The organism is Sphingomonas sp. 179-I 2A4 NHS (genome assembly GCF_045369135.1).
Lineage (GTDB): Bacteria > Pseudomonadota > Alphaproteobacteria > Sphingomonadales > Sphingomonadaceae > Sphingomonas.
Map to the genome: position 1 here is coordinate 312178 of NZ_JBIQFL010000004.1, position 15971 is coordinate 328148.

The 15971-nt window shown below is 63.6% G+C and carries 19 protein-coding genes and 1 tRNA gene; 6 read left to right on the plus strand and 14 right to left on the minus strand.

Annotation, left to right across the window (positions count from 1 at the left end; all coding sequences use genetic code 11):
* Positions 1-271: 271 nt before the first annotated feature.
* From ACH0CP_RS10095 to ACH0CP_RS10105, 3 genes are all read left to right on the plus strand, one after another.
* Complete coding sequence (locus tag ACH0CP_RS10095) at positions 272-889, plus strand: response regulator transcription factor (RefSeq protein WP_406889714.1); 618 nt, start codon at positions 272-274, stop codon at positions 887-889.
* A 124-nt stretch (positions 890-1013) separates the two neighbouring features.
* Entirely contained in the window at positions 1014-1820 is an 807-nt protein-coding gene (locus ACH0CP_RS10100; RefSeq protein ID WP_294445163.1) for a universal stress protein, read from the plus strand.
* Between the two features lie 161 nt (positions 1821-1981).
* Entirely contained in the window at positions 1982-2554 is a 573-nt protein-coding gene (locus tag ACH0CP_RS10105) for a CC0125/CC1285 family lipoprotein (RefSeq protein WP_294445162.1), read from the plus strand.
* Positions 2555-2626: 72 nt separating this feature from the next.
* Here ACH0CP_RS10105 and ACH0CP_RS10110 read toward each other — a convergent pair whose 3' ends face one another.
* The 4 genes from ACH0CP_RS10110 to ACH0CP_RS10125 form a co-directional block, all read right to left on the minus strand.
* The gene (locus ACH0CP_RS10110) at positions 2627-3805 is read right to left on the minus strand and encodes an acetate/propionate family kinase (RefSeq protein ID WP_294445161.1); all 1179 of its coding nucleotides are present in this window, start codon (positions 3803-3805) and stop codon (positions 2627-2629) included.
* Positions 3802-4758 carry a bifunctional enoyl-CoA hydratase/phosphate acetyltransferase gene (locus ACH0CP_RS10115; RefSeq protein WP_294445160.1) on the minus strand — a complete coding sequence of 319 codons (957 nt, stop codon included), beginning with the start codon at positions 4756-4758 and terminating at the stop codon, positions 3802-3804. The genes ACH0CP_RS10110 and ACH0CP_RS10115 overlap by 4 nt, the downstream gene beginning before the upstream one ends.
* A 107-nt stretch (positions 4759-4865) precedes the next feature.
* Positions 4866-5360 (minus strand): Hsp20 family protein, encoded by a 495-nt coding sequence (locus tag ACH0CP_RS10120; RefSeq protein WP_406875619.1) that lies wholly within the window; start codon positions 5358-5360, stop codon positions 4866-4868.
* Between the two features lie 106 nt (positions 5361-5466).
* Positions 5467-6471 carry a 2-hydroxyacid dehydrogenase gene (locus ACH0CP_RS10125; RefSeq protein ID WP_294441756.1) on the minus strand — a complete coding sequence of 335 codons (1005 nt, stop codon included), beginning with the start codon at positions 6469-6471 and terminating at the stop codon, positions 5467-5469.
* 395 nt (positions 6472-6866) lie between these two features.
* Between ACH0CP_RS10125 and ACH0CP_RS10130 the strand changes: the two genes are divergently transcribed.
* Positions 6867-7148, plus strand: a complete 282-nt coding sequence (locus tag ACH0CP_RS10130; RefSeq protein ID WP_406875618.1) for a hypothetical protein — start codon at positions 6867-6869, stop codon at positions 7146-7148.
* Between the two features lie 24 nt (positions 7149-7172).
* Here ACH0CP_RS10130 and ACH0CP_RS10135 read toward each other — a convergent pair whose 3' ends face one another.
* Genes ACH0CP_RS10135 through ACH0CP_RS10150 form a run of 4 tightly spaced genes read right to left on the minus strand, consistent with a single transcriptional unit; the run spans position 7173 to position 11176 of the window.
* Complete coding sequence (locus tag ACH0CP_RS10135; RefSeq protein WP_294441758.1) at positions 7173-8420, minus strand: acyl-CoA dehydrogenase; 1248 nt, start codon at positions 8418-8420, stop codon at positions 7173-7175.
* Between the two features lie 48 nt (positions 8421-8468).
* The gene (locus ACH0CP_RS10140; protein WP_294441759.1) at positions 8469-9584 is read right to left on the minus strand and encodes an acyl-CoA dehydrogenase family protein; all 1116 of its coding nucleotides are present in this window, start codon (positions 9582-9584) and stop codon (positions 8469-8471) included.
* A gap of 11 nt (positions 9585-9595) precedes the next feature.
* The gene (locus ACH0CP_RS10145; protein WP_294441760.1) at positions 9596-9943 is read right to left on the minus strand and encodes a nuclear transport factor 2 family protein; all 348 of its coding nucleotides are present in this window, start codon (positions 9941-9943) and stop codon (positions 9596-9598) included.
* Between the two features lie 3 nt (positions 9944-9946).
* Complete coding sequence (locus ACH0CP_RS10150; RefSeq protein ID WP_294441761.1) at positions 9947-11176, minus strand: NAD(P)/FAD-dependent oxidoreductase; 1230 nt, start codon at positions 11174-11176, stop codon at positions 9947-9949.
* A gap of 248 nt (positions 11177-11424) precedes the next feature.
* Here ACH0CP_RS10150 and ACH0CP_RS10155 point away from each other — a divergent pair, with 248 nt between their 5' ends.
* Positions 11425-11694: a hypothetical protein gene (locus tag ACH0CP_RS10155; RefSeq protein WP_294441762.1), complete on the plus strand. Its 270-nt coding sequence runs from the start codon at positions 11425-11427 to the stop codon at positions 11692-11694.
* A gap of 19 nt (positions 11695-11713) precedes the next feature.
* On the opposite strand, the gene ACH0CP_RS10160 is transcribed toward ACH0CP_RS10155, so the two are convergent.
* The gene (locus tag ACH0CP_RS10160; protein ID WP_294441763.1) at positions 11714-12142 is read right to left on the minus strand and encodes a response regulator; all 429 of its coding nucleotides are present in this window, start codon (positions 12140-12142) and stop codon (positions 11714-11716) included.
* 124 nt (positions 12143-12266) lie between these two features.
* Positions 12267-12343, minus strand: a tRNA-Arg gene (locus ACH0CP_RS10165).
* A gap of 60 nt (positions 12344-12403) precedes the next feature.
* On the opposite strand from ACH0CP_RS10165, the gene ACH0CP_RS10170 reads away from it, so the two are divergent.
* Entirely contained in the window at positions 12404-13147 is a 744-nt protein-coding gene (locus ACH0CP_RS10170; RefSeq protein WP_294441764.1) for a queuosine precursor transporter, read from the plus strand.
* 3 nt (positions 13148-13150) lie between these two features.
* On the opposite strand, the gene ACH0CP_RS10175 is transcribed toward ACH0CP_RS10170, so the two are convergent.
* The 4 genes from ACH0CP_RS10175 to purC all read right to left on the minus strand — a co-directional run bounded on the left by ACH0CP_RS10175 (position 13151) and on the right by purC (position 15960).
* Positions 13151-14251 (minus strand): sulfotransferase, encoded by a 1101-nt coding sequence (locus ACH0CP_RS10175; RefSeq protein ID WP_294441765.1) that lies wholly within the window; start codon positions 14249-14251, stop codon positions 13151-13153.
* Entirely contained in the window at positions 14208-14873 is a 666-nt protein-coding gene (purQ, locus tag ACH0CP_RS10180) for a phosphoribosylformylglycinamidine synthase subunit PurQ (RefSeq protein WP_294441766.1), read from the minus strand. The genes ACH0CP_RS10175 and purQ overlap by 44 nt, the downstream gene beginning before the upstream one ends.
* Complete coding sequence (gene purS, locus ACH0CP_RS10185; RefSeq protein WP_294441767.1) at positions 14870-15100, minus strand: phosphoribosylformylglycinamidine synthase subunit PurS; 231 nt, start codon at positions 15098-15100, stop codon at positions 14870-14872. The genes purQ and purS overlap by 4 nt, the downstream gene beginning before the upstream one ends.
* An 80-nt stretch (positions 15101-15180) precedes the next feature.
* Positions 15181-15960, minus strand: coding sequence for a phosphoribosylaminoimidazolesuccinocarboxamide synthase (gene purC, locus ACH0CP_RS10190; RefSeq protein ID WP_294441768.1), 780 nt, complete (start codon positions 15958-15960; stop codon positions 15181-15183).
* Positions 15961-15971: the final 11 nt, after the last annotated feature.

Here is a 15971-nt window from a genome sequence, read left to right on the forward strand (position 1 = left end):
GGATTGTCCACTTGCGCCGGTGACTTGGGTGTCGCCCAAGTCATTGACGATTCTTTATTTTTTAAGATCAGCATTGCAGATTGGTCTCAAACGGAACCTATCTAAATCGCCAACATTGTTATGCGGTGCTTCGCGGTGTTTTCATGAAGGGGCACTAACGGGCGTTGTTACAAACGATAACTGCCTTCTCCATTGGAATGAAAAGGGATGGTCTTGAAATAGCTAACTGGTCGCGCCTTGCGTGACGCTGCACGGATACGGAGTAAGACACATGATCGTGTATATCGTTGACGATGACAGTGTCAGCAGAAGAGCCATCGGAATGACGGTTCAGCGCCTGGGCTACAATGTGAAATACTTCACTTCAGGTAGAAGCCTAGTTGAGGAAGGCACCCTAGAGCCAGGCTGCATTCTGCTTGACCTGTGCATGCCGGACGGTAGCGGCATAGAAATCCTTGAACAGCTCTACGACCGCCGTTCGACATTTCCCGTTGTGATCATCACGGGGCTCAGCGACATCGGTGCCGTTGTTCGGGCAATGAAGCTTGGGGCGCTCGACGTCCTCATCAAGCCGCCGCAGACGGAAGCACTCGCGTCCGCGATTGAGCAAAGCGAAGTCGTCTTGAAGAAAGGCGCTTGGCGGCACGATGTGCCGGCCGAGGCGGAGCGAAAACTATCATGTCTCACGCCGCGTGAGCGTGATGTTCTTCTCGGCCTGGCGCGCGGCTTTCCGAACAAGACGATCGGCCACGATCTGGGCATCAGTTCACGGACCGTGGAGATACACCGTGCTCACCTGATGTCGAAGCTTAACGTGCACAGTCTCTCTGAGTTGCTGCGCATCGTCTACGATGCCGAATGGGACTTGAACAAGGAAGAGGATGCCTGAACGCTCGCTTGGTAGAACGATGATTTAGCGTGGTCATTATCAAGCGTAGGGATCGTTACGTATATATAACCGATCTGAAGTCCACCATCTTCAACAGTGAAACCACTTAGAAAGACTGTGGAATATGAGGTCGGTTCTGCTTTACGCGAATCGTGATGCTGGCACGATCGACCGGCTTGAGGTGGCGCTCACTGTCGCAGCTGCATTTAACAGCCATATTCACTGTCTTCAGGTAACTCCTTACAACAACTTCGTTGTCATGGACCCGTTTGGCGGCGTCTATGGCATGGCGGAGATGCTCGCCGACATCCGCGAGCGCGAGATCGAAAACCAGAATGAGCTGCAGGCCCGGCTCGAACGGGCTGGCGCATCATGGACCTGGATCAACGAGAACGGCGATCCGCAGGGCGCCGCGCTCGATCGCATGGATCTCATGGACCTCGCGGTGGTCAGCACCGGCGGCGAGGGGGATCTCCCGGATCACGCACCGGCTGCGGCAAAGCTCGCAACCCGCACCGACACGCCCATCCTCGCGGTCGCATCGGACGGGCCGCGGATCGACGTCGGCGGTAATGTCATGGTGGCGTGGAACGGCTCGCCCGAAGTCAGCCGCGCCTTGCGCCACGCCGTGCCGCTGCTGAAGTTCGCCCGCAACGTCACGATCGTGCGCATTGCGGAGGACCGTGCAGGTCGTCCGCTGGTCGATGCCGCGCAGTATCTCAGCTATCACGACATCAAGTCAGAAATACGCGAGCAGCCGCGCGACGATGAGATGGTGCATGACGCGCTGCGCCGCGCCGCGCTGGAGCTCGAGGCCAATTACATCGTGATGGGCGCCTATGGCCGCCCCCACCTTCGCGAACGGATGTTCGGCGGGGTGACCCTCGATTTTTCGCAGCACAGCCCGTGCAGCCTGTTCATGTCGCACTGACGAGGTGGATCGTGCCTCCATGCCCTCCAACCGCGCCTGAAATCCCGGGGCCGACCGGGCCGCCGGGCGCGCGCCGCGGTGGCACGACGCGCGACGAGCCGCCCTGATTGCCGGCGCGCCGGAAGTCGGATCTTCTTCAGTTTCAAGGATAGGTGTCTCCCATGAACCGGTTCCAAAAGGCGACAATCGTAGCTGCAATGGCCTCAGCCACGGCGATGCTGGCCGGGTGCGAAACGGCAACGCCCTATCAGCCGCTGGGCGCCCGCGGCACCGGCGCAAGCGGCGGCTATTCCGATCAGCAGATCACTTCAGACATTTGGCGCGTCACCTTCGTCGGCAACACGCTGACCTCGCGCCAGACGGTGGAGAATTATCTGCTCTATCGCGCCGCGCAGCTGACGGTTCAGCAGGGCTATGACAGCTTCACCATCGTCAACCGGGCGACGGACCGGAATGTGGAAACCCGCATCAACACCGATCCTGCCTTTGCAGGCCCCTATGGCTGGTGGCGGCCGAGCTGGCGCTATTACGGCGGCTTCGGCTGGCGCTCGTGGGATCCGTGGTACGGCGGCCCGTTCTGGGCGGACAACATCGATATCTCGACCGTCAGCAAATATGAGGCGACGGCCGAGATCAAGATGAGCAAGGGCACGACGCCGAACGACCGGACGACGTTCGACGCTCGCCAGGTGCTCGCCAACCTTGGCCCGACGATCCAGATGCCCAAGCAGTAACGGCCTTCTGTTCGTCACCCCGGGCGCGGCGCCCGGGGTGACGATCACGGCTGGCCGTATCATTTTCCGCTGTCAGGTAAGCGCCAGCAGCCGCTGGCAGTGGATCGCGATCATCTGCTCCTCGTCGGCCGGGATGATGCGCACGTCCACCGCGCTGCTCGGCGTATCGATGATCCGGCTGCCTTCCTCATTGGCTGCCGCATCCAGACGCACCCCGAGCCACGCCAGCCGCTCGCAGATGGCGCTTCGGATCATCGCGTCATTCTCCCCGATGCCGCCGGTGAAGACGATCGCATCCAGCCCGCCCATCGCCGCCACCAGCGCGCCAAGCTCTCGGACGATCCGCCACAGGAACAGAGCGATTGCATCTGCCGCGCCTTGCTCGCTGCTGGCCTGGAGCACCCGCATGTCGCTCGATATGCCGGAGACGCCGAGCAGGCCTGACTTCGTATATAGCGTTGCCTGCACCTCGTCGGGCGACAGGCCCTCCTCACGAATCATGTGAAGGACGACGCCGGGATCGAGGGATCCGCAGCGCGTCGCCATCACCAGTCCGTCAAGGACGCTGAATCCCATCGTCGTGTCGACGCTTCGTCCGTCGACCATCGCGCAGAGACTGGCCCCGTTGCCGAGGTGAGCGACGAGAACACGCCCGCGCGCCAGTTCCGGCTCCTCAAGCGCAAGCGTCCGTGCGATGTGTTCGTACGAGATGCCATGAAAGCCGTAGCTCATGATGCCACGCGCCTCCCAATTGGCCGGCACGGCATAGCGCTTGGCCACCGCGGGGCGGCGGGTGTGAAACTCGGTGTCGAAACAGGCGATCTGCGGCACATCGGGTCGGCGCGCGCGAAGGGCGCGGATCGCGGCGACATTGTGCGGTTGATGCAGCGGCGCGAGACGAGACAGTGCGTCAAGCGCGTCGAGCAGGGCATCGTCCACCACCTGCGGCTGGCTGAAGTCAGGGCCGCCATGAACGACGCGATGCCCGACCGCGGCCAGCCTGTGCTGCGGCAACTGTTCGATGGCGAGATCGATCAGCAAGCCCAGCAGGGAATCGTGCGTATTTCCCGCGCTCAGGGCCCGATCGATCAGGATCGTGCCGCCGGTCTCGCGCACGACGAGGTGTGGCGCGGTTCCGATCCCCTCGATCTTGCCGTGCACGGTGCGGCACGGCCCGTCGGGCTCGATCGTGAACAGCCCGAACTTGATGCTGGACGAGCCGGAGTTGAGGCTGAGGATTGCGCCGCTCATGCGATAGCGCCCGTCGGTGAACCCGGTGTTTTCACGGCGGACGCGCGTGCCAGCAACACGCCCACGGCACAGGAAGCGAGCCGGGTACGAACGGCGTCCGCGCGACTGGTGAGCACGATCGGCACTCGTGCGCCAAGGACGATTCCGGCGGCATCCGCACCGCCCAGGAAGGTGAGTTGCTTGGCCAGCATGTTACCTGCCTCGATGTTGGGCACGACCAGGATCTGCGCCCGGCCCGCGACGGGCGAGATGATGCCCTTGTCCCGCGCTGCTTCGGCGTTCACCGCATTGTCGAACGCGAGCGGGCCGTCCAGCAACCCACCGGTGATCTGGCCGCGATCCGCCATCTTGCACAGGGCAGCCGCGTCGATCGTGGATTGAAGGGCAGGGTTGATCGTCTCGACGGCGGAAAGGATCGCGACGCGCGGCTCTGCAATCCCCAGCACATGGGCAAGGTGGATCGCATTGCGGACGATGTCCGCCTTCTCGAGCAGGCCCGGGGCGATATTGATCGCGGCGTCGGTGATGATGAGCGGCGCCGGGTAAACTTCGACGTCCATCAGATAACAGTGGCTGATCCGGCGTTCGGTGCGCAGGCCGGTTCCCCTGTCCAACACTGCGTGCATCAACTCATCGGTGTGGAGCGAGCCTTTCATCAGCAGCGCGGCGTCTCCGCGGGCCGCCAGGCTCACCGCTTCCGCTGCCGCCGCGTGGCTGTGCGGTGCCGGCATGATCGTGAATTCGTCGAGGCGAAGCCCGGCTTCCCGCGCTGCCGCTTCAATGCGCGCGGACGGCCCGACCAGTATCGGATCGATCAGCCCCGCCCCTGATGCTTCTGCCACCGCCTGAAGTGCGCCGGCGCTGCATGGATGCGCCACTGCCGTGCGCAACGGCTCGCCCGAGGACGCGGCGGCATCGACCAGCCGTGTATAGGCTGCGTGACTGCGTTGCATCCTGATCCTTTTGGTGCCCCGTCTCGCTGGACCGGGGCCGATCATTGGGTAGCGAGATCGTCGAAGCAGCGCGCGGCGGCGCAACCGTCCCGCCGCTCCGGCAGGGGTTATTCAGCCTCCACCGGAATTTGCCGTTTGCGATCCTCGGCACTCTTGTCCTTGGGCAAGGTGATTTCCAGCACGCCCTTCTTCACCTTCGCCTTGATCTTTTGGAGATCAGCGTCAGGCGGCGCTGCGATCTGGCGTTCGAAGGTGCCATAGGAACGCTCCGAATAGGTATAGTCCCGGTCCTTCTCCTGGCGCTCTTCCTTCTTCTCGCCAGCGATCCTGATCATCCCGTCCACCACCGACACCTCGACATCCTTCGCGTCGATGCCCGGTACTTCGGCGGTGAGTTGATACCCGGTTTCCGTTTCCTTCATGTCTACCGCAGGGGCGGCGAGGGGGAGGCGGAACTTCCCAGACTGAAGATGTTGCATCAACTGCGGCAAGTCGCCGAGCCATTGATCCATTTCCTCACGCAGCCGCGCGAGCGGCGCCAGAACCTGGATGTTCGGAGTTTGTCGCTTCTGGGAGGGGAGAACAGCCATATCACGAGCCACGGAGACCTCCTGTCATATTGCTTGCCGGAGGCGTAGCTTTGGTCAGAAAGTGGGGGAATACGTATCTCCCCGCGGCCGGATGCGCGGTTCCGGTGGCTTTATTGCGTCAGGCCAGGCGTTCCGTGGAGACAGCATGGAGCGGCCGACCAGTGGCGGCAAAGGCGCTGATATTGGCGATCGTCGTTTCCGCGATGGCGGTCAGTGCTTCCGTCGTGAAAAAGCCCTGGTGGCCGGTGATCAGCACGTTCGGAAAGGTCAGCAGCCGCGCGAACAGATCGTCCCGGATCATCTGGTCGGACAGGTTCTCGAAGAAGAGCTCTTCCTCTTCCTCATAGACGTCGAGGCCAAGGTAGCCGATGCGGCCGGACTTGAGCCCCTCGATCGCGGCCCGCGTGTCCACTACCGTGCCGCGGCTGGTGTTGATCAGCATGACGCCTGGCTTCATCGTCGCGATGGCGGCATCATCGATCAGGTGACGGGTGGCCGGTGTCAGCGGGCAATGCAGCGTGATGATGTCGCTTTCGGCAAACACCGTCTCCAGCGGCAGGTAGCTGCCGCCAAGGCGAACGAACTCCTCGCTCTCAAGGGGATCGCTGCCGATCAGGCGGCAGCCAAAGCCGTCGAGGATGCGAGCCACCTCGATCCCGATCTCGCCTGTCCCGACGATCCCGACCGTGCGCCCGCGCATGCCGAAGCCCAGCAGGCCGTCCAGCGCGAAATTGCCTTCGCGCACGCGTGCATAGGCGCGGTGGATCCTGCGATTGAGCGACAGGATCAGCGCGACGGTATGTTCGGCGATCGCGCTTGGCGAATATGCCGGCACGCGCGCGATGGTCATGCCAAGATCCCGGGCGGCCGCAAGATCGACATTGTTGAAGCCCGCGCTGCGCAGCGCCACGAGCCGACAGCCGCCGTCTGCCAATTGGATCAGCGTCTCGCGATCCAGCTGATCGTTGACGAAGGCGCAGATCGCCTCGGACCCGGCGGCAAGCGCAGCGGTGTGTTGGTTCAACCGAGCCTCGATGAAGACGAGGGCATGTGCCTTGTCCTGATTGGCTGCTTCCAGGAACCGGCGATCATAGCTTTTGGTGCTGAAGACGGTCACCTTCATTCGCTGTCGTTTCCCCTGGATCGCGGCATGCTCACGCGCCCTTTGTGAAGGCGTGGCATTGGACGTGCGAAACGAACCTAACGCCAGATCCGCGCCGGGGAAGGGGCCACGGGGGGAGAACTGAGGGTATCACCTGCAACGCGGCACCGGATCGCGGTGCAGCAATGCACCCGACAGCGAGCCCCATCGCATAGTTGAAGCACAGCAAATGCATGTAGAGATCTGCGCATCAATTACCCGCCGAGCATGTTCGTCACTGCCACTTCGCCGAAAGCGCCAAGAATAGAAATCGAGATCCTTCGCGGAAGGGAGTTAACCAGTTTCAACAGCAAATCGTTAAGCGTCAGCAGTGATCTTTGTTTTCCAGGAGATAATGTCAGGAAGGGCGGAGGCGAATGCGAGGCAGCGAATTCGACGGCGCTACCGCTATATATCATCGCCAACGTGCGCTCAGCGAGCGAAGAGCTGCTGCTCATGCGATCGACGAACGTGCACGCCGAGCCCATCTCGAACTTGCGATGCAGCACGAGATCGCGATGTTTCGCTTGCCCGATAGTCGCGCCGGCAACGAGATTGACACGCGCCCGTTCATGATCGGATCGAGGTTGCGGGATGTGATCGCCCTGCCGGATGCGATCTTGCCTGCTGACCCGGATCTCGGGGCGCCGCTCGCCTGAGGGCGCCCCGCCACTTGCTGCGTCTCAGGCGCGGGTAGGAATCTTCTCGAACGGCACGTCCTTGTCGACGCGCACGTCGCCCGGCAGGCCAAGCACGCGTTCGGCGATGATGTTGCGCAGGATCTCGTCCGTGCCGCCTTCGATCCGTGTCGCGGGGCTTCGCATCAGCGTCGCCTGGAAGCGTGCGGCGTGCGCCGCCTGTGCCGGATCGGTGAACACGCCGGCCTCTCCCTGCAGGTCGATCGCGAAGGTGGCGATTTCCTGGCTCGTCGCGCCGGCTACCAGCTTGCCGATCGAATTCTCCGGTCCTGGCTCCTGGCCTTTTGACAGGGCAGTGAGCGCGCGCATCGAGGTGTATTTGAGTCCGCTTGCCTTCGTCGCCCAGTCCGCCAGTTTGGAGCGGATCGCGGGATCGTCCACCAGCCGGCCCCCATCGGCACCCGGCGCCCGCACCGCATAATCAAGCAAGGTCTCGAACCCGGTCGACATGCCCGACCCGATCGAAAGCCGCTCGTTCATCAGTGTCGTCAGCGACACCGTCCATCCCTGGCCGACGCCGCCCAGGCGTTGGCTGTCCGGGATGCGCAAATCGGTGAAGAACACCTCGTTGAAGCCCGACTGGCCGTGCGCTTGCAGGATCGGCCTCACCTCGATGCCGGGCGAGCGCATGTCGACCCAGAACATCGTCAGCCCCTTGTGCTTCGCGACGCTCGGATCAGTGCGGGTCAGGAGGATGCCATATTGCGAGATATGGGCACCAGAGGTCCATATTTTCGAACCATTGATGACCCATTCGTCACCATCTTTGACCGCGCGTGTACGCAAACCCGCCAGGTCTGAGCCGGCGGAGGGCTCGGAAAACATCTGGCACCAGATGTCCTCGCCCGCGGCAAGCGGTGGAAGAAGCGCCTGTTTGTCTTCCTCGCTACCCCACGCCATCACCGTCGGGCCGCACATTCCCTGGCCGATGATGAAGGTGAAGGAGAGCTGGGCATAGACGCCTTCCTCCTGGTTCCAGATGACGCGCTGCATCGGCGTCGCGCCCCGGCCACCGTACTCCTTGGGCCAGTGAAGGCAGGCCCATCCGGCATCATATTTCTTCTTCTGCCACGCCTTGCTCTCGGCAAGCATGTCAAAATCCGCGATGTCGCCTGCCGTACCATGACCGGAGCCCGACAGTAGCGGATAAAGGTGCTTGGGCGCATTCGCGTCAATCCAGGCGCGGGCCTCGGCACGGAAGGTGGCTTCTTCGGGAGTATCGTCGAAGTTCATGGCTCTAGGCCTCCGATGATGGTTAGCTGTAGGGGGAGGTGGCCGACATCACGCCGCGAGTGGCTCGTTTGCCGCGGCGAGGCGGGTGACCAGCTTTTCTTCCCAGTCCGGCAGGCTGCCGAGCGCCAGCGCCAGTTGGTTCGCGCGGCGATAGAAGAGGTGGCAATCCATCTGCCACGTGAAGCCCATCCCGCCGTGCACCTGAATGTTGTTCTTGGCGCAGTGGCGGAAGGCGTTGGTCGCCGAGACGCGCGCCGTGGCCGCGGCACGTGGCAACTCGGCCGCGCCCGTGGAAAGTGCCCAAGCCCCGTAATAAGCGTTGGAGCGCGCCAGCGTCGCCGACACATACATGTCGGCCAGCATGTGCTTGATCGCTTGGAAGCTGCCGATCTGGCGGCCGAACGCCATGCGTTCCAGCGCATAGTCGCGTCCCATCTCCAGCGCCCGATCCGCGCCGCCGATCTGTTCGAAGGCGACGAGAACGGCCGCACGATCAAGCAGGATCTGCAGGTTCGCCCAGCCTTCGCCGCGCTCCCCGAGCCGTTCGGCGGCGGCATTATCGAAGGTGAGATGCGCTTGGCCGCGGGTCGGATCGATCGTTTCGACCGACCGGCGGGTGACGGCATCCTGCGACAGATCGACGAGCACGAGGCTCAGCGCGTCTCCTTCCTTCGCCAGTACGATCGCCACGTCGGCGATATCGCCGTCGAGCACCGGCGCCTTTCTTCCGTTCAGCACGCCGTTGGCGAAGGTGGCCCGGACCGTCTTCTCCGTCAGCCGCTCCCCTTCGGCGGTGGCGAGGCAGCCGACCGCCGCGCCGGCGGCGATCTTTGGCAGCCATTCGCTCTGTTGCTGCGCGTTGCCGAACGACTTGATGGCCTCGGCCGCAAGGTAGACCGACGAGAGGATCGGCAGCGGCGCAAGGGCGCGGCCAAACTCCTCCGCGACGGCGCAGAGCTCGAGATAGCCAAGGCCGAGACCGCCATGCTCCTCCGGAACCGCGATCCCGAGAAAGCCCATTTCGGCAACGCCGTTCCATAGCGCGCGATCAAAGCCGCCGCCTTCCAGAACCTTGCGTACTCGCTCCGTCGAGCATTCCGCCGCGAGGAAACGACGAGCCTCGGCGCGGAACTCATTCTGTTGTTCGCTGAAATCGAACTGCATCGATTCCTCTCCTATTCCTGAGGAAGCTGGTGAACGTACACTTCGTTGTGGGAAATCCGGTCGCCGTCCAGCAGCACCATGTCGAAACCGCGCAGGCGCCCGCCACCGGCCACGTCGCAATACCAGCGACCACAAAAGCCGCCCGGGATCGGCCACGTCTCGTCGGGCGTGTAGGTCATGGCGGGCGTCGCGGCGAATAGCTGCGTCAGATAGTTGCGCAGCCCATCGTGGCCGATGATGCCGGCCGCGGTCTGCGGATCGAAATAGCGGCAGTCCTCGGCGTAGAAGCCGAGTAGCGTTTCCACGTCCTTGGCTGTCCAGGCAGCAAGCCAGTCAGCATTGTAGCGGGCAATATCCATCGATCAGGCTCCGATCACGCGGGCGACATGCGCTGGTTCGAAAACCTCGGGCGGCACGGCCTCTGGCCCCGCCAAGGTTGCGACACCGTGGAGGCCGAGCATCGGATCCGCCGCGCTTGCCTCGTGATAGCGTCGCCGGCGGGTGCGCGCCTCCTCGCCGAACTCCATGTCGAGCGTCGCCTGCATTTCCGACGCGATGCGCAGCCGCCGCATCCGCTCGGCGCGCTCTTCGGCGTAGGGCCGGAAATCCGGTGCAGCGCCGGTCGGGGTTTCTGTCAGAATGTCGCTGACGAACCGGACGTCCCGGTACGTTATGGACAGCCCAAGGCCCAGGATAGGATCGTTCCATCCAGCCGCATCCCCCACCAGCACTGCGCCGGGGGCGAACGGGCGCTCCGCGGCACTGCAATTGTTGTGGTAGGCGAACAGCGGGCCGGCGGGCGTGCCGGAAGCGATCGCTTCATTGTGCGGCGCGGACTGCATGCGGAACGCCTGTATGAAACGTGCCGGCCCCTCCGGCCCGGCGAAGCGCTTTGCGTCGGCGAGAGACCATCCACCATAAACGCGCACCCGATGGCCGCCCTGCGGGAAGGCAAGAAAGGCAAAATCGTCTTCGGTGCCGATGGCCTGGCGGCGATCGTCCCAGCCCTTCACGTCGTCGACGAGGAGGCCAGCGAACCAGTGATGCGGCTTGTCCTGATGGAGCGCGATGCGGGCCGCGCGCCTCACCGCCGACTGGCGGCCCTCGGCGCCGACCACGAGCGATGCGCGCGCGACATGCTCCGCGCCATCATGGGCATAGGTGACGCGGGGGGAGGCGCCGAGTTCGATCTGCTTTACCTCGACGCCGCGCAGTGCGGTCGCGCCTGATGCGGCGGCCGTGTCGAACAAGGTCTGGCAGTGCACCGGGTGCCGGATGCACAAGGGACCCGGCACATCCGGTGCGAACATGCCAAGTGGCAGGGTGCGCGCCTCCGCCTCGGCCGGATCGCGCGTCTCGTCGTACGTGACATGGCTGGTCAAGTGATGGCCGCCGGCGGCGACCAAGGTGTCGTACAGGCCCAGCCGCTTCGTTTCCGTCACGCCCCAAGGCGCGATCCACTCTCCGCGGACCTTGTCTTCGTAAACGGTGGTCTTTTCGAGCAGCAGAACGGACCGTCCCGCTCGCGCCATCACCGCGGCCAGCGCTGACCCGCCGATCCCGCCGCCGATCACGATGATGTCGTACGCCATGCCCGCTCTCCAGACCGCCCGCCGTCATCGTGGACAGAGGATCAGCTCAATTAAGTCGACCGACCTAATCTGCGACAGGTACGAGTGAGTTGCACAATGAGTCAATGGCGATGCGGCCGCCATCTTTGGCGCCCGAAACTACGGGAAACCCCGATTGCGGTTCGATCCGGCCTTGGCCAATTCTCGGCTGGTCGCGTGTGCAGGGAGCAACCATCGCAAGGTTGCCCGATGCGACAGGAGTTCCGAGTGTGAACGAGAAATTCGAGGCGAGCATTGCCGAAGCGGCGCAGACGGCAATCGCGCTTAGCCAGTCGGCTTTCAACGGCGTCTTCGCACTCGCAGCAGCAATGGCAGGAGGCGGCCTTCTGTCAAAGGAGTGCCTGGAGTATCTGCACCAGAACATGCTGCTTCCGCTTACATGTGAGGGTGCCATCCCCGAGGTGATGGCCCTTCAGGCGAAGCGGCTGGACGAGCTATGTGCAGCACTGTCGGTCGCGGTTGCTGCGCGCGCCGCGTGAGTGACCCAGACGCGATAAGCTAGCGGGCCGGCCGCGCCTCGGATTGTTCACGACGCAGCGGCGCGGGTTTCTTGCCGTCCGGTAGAATTTCGGCCACGCGATCATGCACCACCTCCGCGGAGAATGGCTTGCGGATGAAGACGGCGCCTTCCGGAAGCTGCCCCTCATCAGGCACCGAAGCGCCCGATGCGACGAGAATGCCGACGTCCGGCCAGCGCTCGCTAACGATTGTCGCCAGCGCGAAGCCGTTCATGCCGCTCCCGAGATCAACGTCGCTGAACAGCAAGGCAACCTGGCCGCCATGCCGCTCCAGGATGTCGATCGCCTCTTCCGCGTTCGCTGCGTCAAGGCAGCGGAAGCCTGCTCGATCAAGGATGTCGCATGCATCGAGGCGGATGAGGGGTTCGTCGTCGACGACAACTGCAAAGGGAGCATGTTGATCCGGCATCAAACCTTAATGCAGATCAAGGAGGATCGTTCACCAAGCGCAGAGATTTTCGTTTGCGCGACCGAAGTGGCACGCGGCCTGAGTAAGCCCGCCTCTCTCTGCGCGGGTGAGTCACAACATCTGATGGCGCGCCCGGCTGGATTCGAACCAGCGGCCCCAAGCTTAGAAGGCTCGTGCTCTATCCAACTGAGCTACGGGCGCCACCAAAGGGCTGTTAGCGTGGATTGCGGGCTCGGGAAACCGTCGTCATGATGCCTGGCCATGAGGGACGAGGAATTGCCGAACCGTGTCGCAGCGGCTGCGCTGCACGGGAAGAGCCTGCGCTACTACGACTATGTGATGGCAGCGTTCGTTGCCATCCTGTTGTTGTCCAATGTTCTGGGCGCAGGCAAAGTTGCACAGGTGTGGTTGCCGGGGATCGGATATTGGCCGTTCGGCGCCGGCATTCTCTTCTTTCCCGTCGGCTATGTCATCGGAGACGTGCTGACCGAGGTCTATGGCTATGCCCGCGCGCGGCGGGTGATCTGGGCAGGGTTCGCCGCGACGATCTTCATGGCCTTCATGGCCTGGGTCGTCGTCGCGCTGCCCCCGGCGCCAGACTGGACCAACCAGGCGGCGTATGAGGCGGTGTTCGGCCAGGTGCCGCGGATCGTGTTTGCCAGCATCTGCGCGTTTTGGGCCGGGGAGTTCGTGAACTCCTACGTGCTCGCCCGCATGAAGGTGATGACGGAGGGGAAGCATCTGTGGATGCGCACCATCGGTTCGACCATCGCGGGTCAGGGGGTGGACAGCCTGATCTTCTACCCGCTCGCGTTCCTTGGCGCGGAAGGATGGACGACGCAGTTGGTAATCACCGTATTGTTCACGCAATGGGTGCTGAAGGTTGGCTGGGAGGTGCTGCTGACCCCCGTCACCTACCTCGTTGTCGGGTGGCTGAAGCGGGCGGAGGGCATCGACGTTTACGACGAAGGCACTGATTTCACGCCATTCCGTGCACAGGTGTAGGCGTCACAATTCGCCCGCGCTTCGGGCGAGCTGGAGCCGGGCAGCGAGGCGACGGAGGGAATCGGGGCGCTCTGCGTAGATCCTGCCGGTTCGCAAGAGATGCCGGGTCATCGCGCGACAATGGCGGAGGTGAGCGATGGTCAGCGCGGCAGGGCCGAGGGACGGGGTAGTACGCTTGTAGCCTGCGCGATCCATCTCAGTGGCGCAGATCGTCTCAATCAAGGCGACGTCCGAAGTGGGAAGGTCATGCTGCCATTGATCGGCGCGAGCGGCATCGAAAGGGGCGTGCACATGCGGGTGTATCGCGGTGTCCAATGGCGCGATTTGGAATGCGGATGGTGCGTTTTGCGCGATCTTGGTTCCCAGACGATCAGCGATGGCCGTCAATGGTAGAGCGTTGGGATCGGTTAGGCGCTCGTAGCGGATCGTGACGACATCCCGGGTGACGGCGAGCCGGTCGATGCGCCTTATATTGTCGCGCCAGTGGCGGGCGGCGTAGACGATGCTGCCGCGGGCCATATCGAAGCCGGGCTTTTCCGGGACTGGCGTTTCGAGCATCGATCGCGCGACGGCGCGGGGATCGCGGAGCGCGTGGATGAGGAGTGGCGTGGTCAGAGCCGTGTCCAGTTCCGGGATGAAGCCAATATAGGGCTCGAGCTTAAGGATCATCGCTTTCGGGCGCCGGCCGGAAGCGGCGGTGGCGAGCGCGGTGAGGAGGCCGCGAAGATCTCTGGCGCCGTGATCGCGGGCGGCGGCGGCCATCTGCTCGTCGGCGAGACCGAGGCTGGCGAGGCGAACGTCCTCGCGCATCAGGCGGAGCAACTCCGGTGGCGGGATCGTGCGGCCACGGCGGAGCGCCACGAGCACGTCGAGCGTGAAGCGCAGTTCGGGGAAGACGAAGGTGTCCTCCAGCGATTCGGCGAGGAGCCGCGACAGGAGCGTCGAGCCCGAGCGGTTCACATAGAGGATGATGCCGACGCGAACCGTAGCGGCGGCGCTCACCGACCGGGCCGGGCAATCGGAACGCCGCCACACTCCATCGGGAGCGTGGCGGCGGGGATCATGCGACCAGTTCCAGCAGCCCTTCGAAGAGCCGACGGCCATCGTCGCCGCCATGGGCCGGGCCGATGCGGCGTTCGGGGTGCGGCATCATGCCGAGCACGTTGCCGGCCGAATTGAGGATGCCGGCGATCCGCCGCGCGGAGCCGTTCACTTCCTCGGCATAGCGGAAGGCGACGCGGCCTTCGCCTTCGAGCCGGTCGAGCGTCTCGGCGTCGGCGACGTAATTGCCGTCGTGGTGGGCGACGGGGATCTCGATCGTCTCGCCGGCATTATAGCGGCTGGTGAAGCTGCTCTGCGCATTCTCGACCGTCAGCGCGACATCGCGGCAGACGAAGTTGAGGCCGGCGTTGCGCATCAAGGCGCCGGGCAGGAGGCCGGATTCGGTGAGGATCTGGAAGCCGTTGCAGACGCCAAGCACCGGCAGGCCGCGATTCGCCTGTTCGGCGACCGCGCGCAGGATCGGCGAGCGCGCGGCGAGGGCGCCGGAGCGCAGGTAATCGCCGTAGGAGAAACCGCCGGGAACCGCGACGAGGCCAACGCCGTCGGGCAGCTCGGTATCGCGGTGCCAGACCATCTCCGGCGCGCGGCCGGTGACGTCCTCGAGCGCGACGGCGATGTCGCGATCGCAATTCGAGCCCGGAAAGACGACAACGGCGGTTTTCATGCCCGTTCGATCCGATAATTCTCGATCACCGTGTTGGCGAGGAGCTGGCGGCACATGGCGTCGACCTGCGCATCGTCAACATTATCGGCGACGTCGAGCTCGATCAGCTTGCCGACGCGGACGCCTTCGACACCGGCAAAGCCGAGCCCGGTCAAAGCGTGTTCGATCGCCTTGCCCTGGGGATCGAGGACGCCGGGCTTGAGCGTGACATGGATGCGCAATTTCATGGCGGTCCGCTATTCGATGCGCTGTCGGATCGCAACCGTCGGAGCATCGCTCCGGCTACGATCCGAGAGCCTGTTCGTCGTTACTTTCCGCGCTTCTCGCGGTGTTCGGCCATGTCGAGCACGGCCGTCTCGCCACCTTCGGGGAGAAGGCCAAGGCGACGTGCAACCTCTTGATAGGCCTCGACTTCGCCGCCGAGATCGCGGCGGAAGCGATCCTTGTCGAGCTTCTCGTTGGTGGTCATGTCCCACAGGCGGCAGCCATCGGGGCTGATCTCGTCCGCGAGGATGATGCGGCCGTAGTCGTTATCCCAGATGCGACCGAATTCGAGCTTGAAGTCGACAAGGCGGATGCCGACGCCAGCGAACAGGCCGGAGAGGAAATCGTTCACCCGAATCGCCAGATCGGCGATGTCGTGCATCTCTTCCTGGCTGGCCCAGCCGAAGGCGGCGATATGCTCGTCGGAGATCATCGGATCGCCGAGCGCATCGTCCTTGTAATAATATTCGATGATCGTGCGCGGCAGCTTGGTGCCTTCCTCGATCCCGAGCCGCTTCGTCAGCGAACCCGCGGCGACGTTGCGCACCACCACCTCGATCGGCACGATCTCAACCTGGCGAATAAGTTGTTCGCGCATGTTGAGACGGCGGATGAAGTGCGTCGGGACGCCGATCGCATCGAGCAGCGTGAAGATGTGCTCGCTGATGCGGTTGTTGAGGACGCCCTTGCCGTTGATCGTGCCCTTCTTCTGGGCATTGAACGCCGTCGCGTCGTCCTTGAAATACTGGATCAAGGTGCCGGGTTCGGGACCCTCGTACAGGATCTTCGCCTTGCCTTCGTAAATCTGCCGGCGCCGCGCCATCGCATCACCCC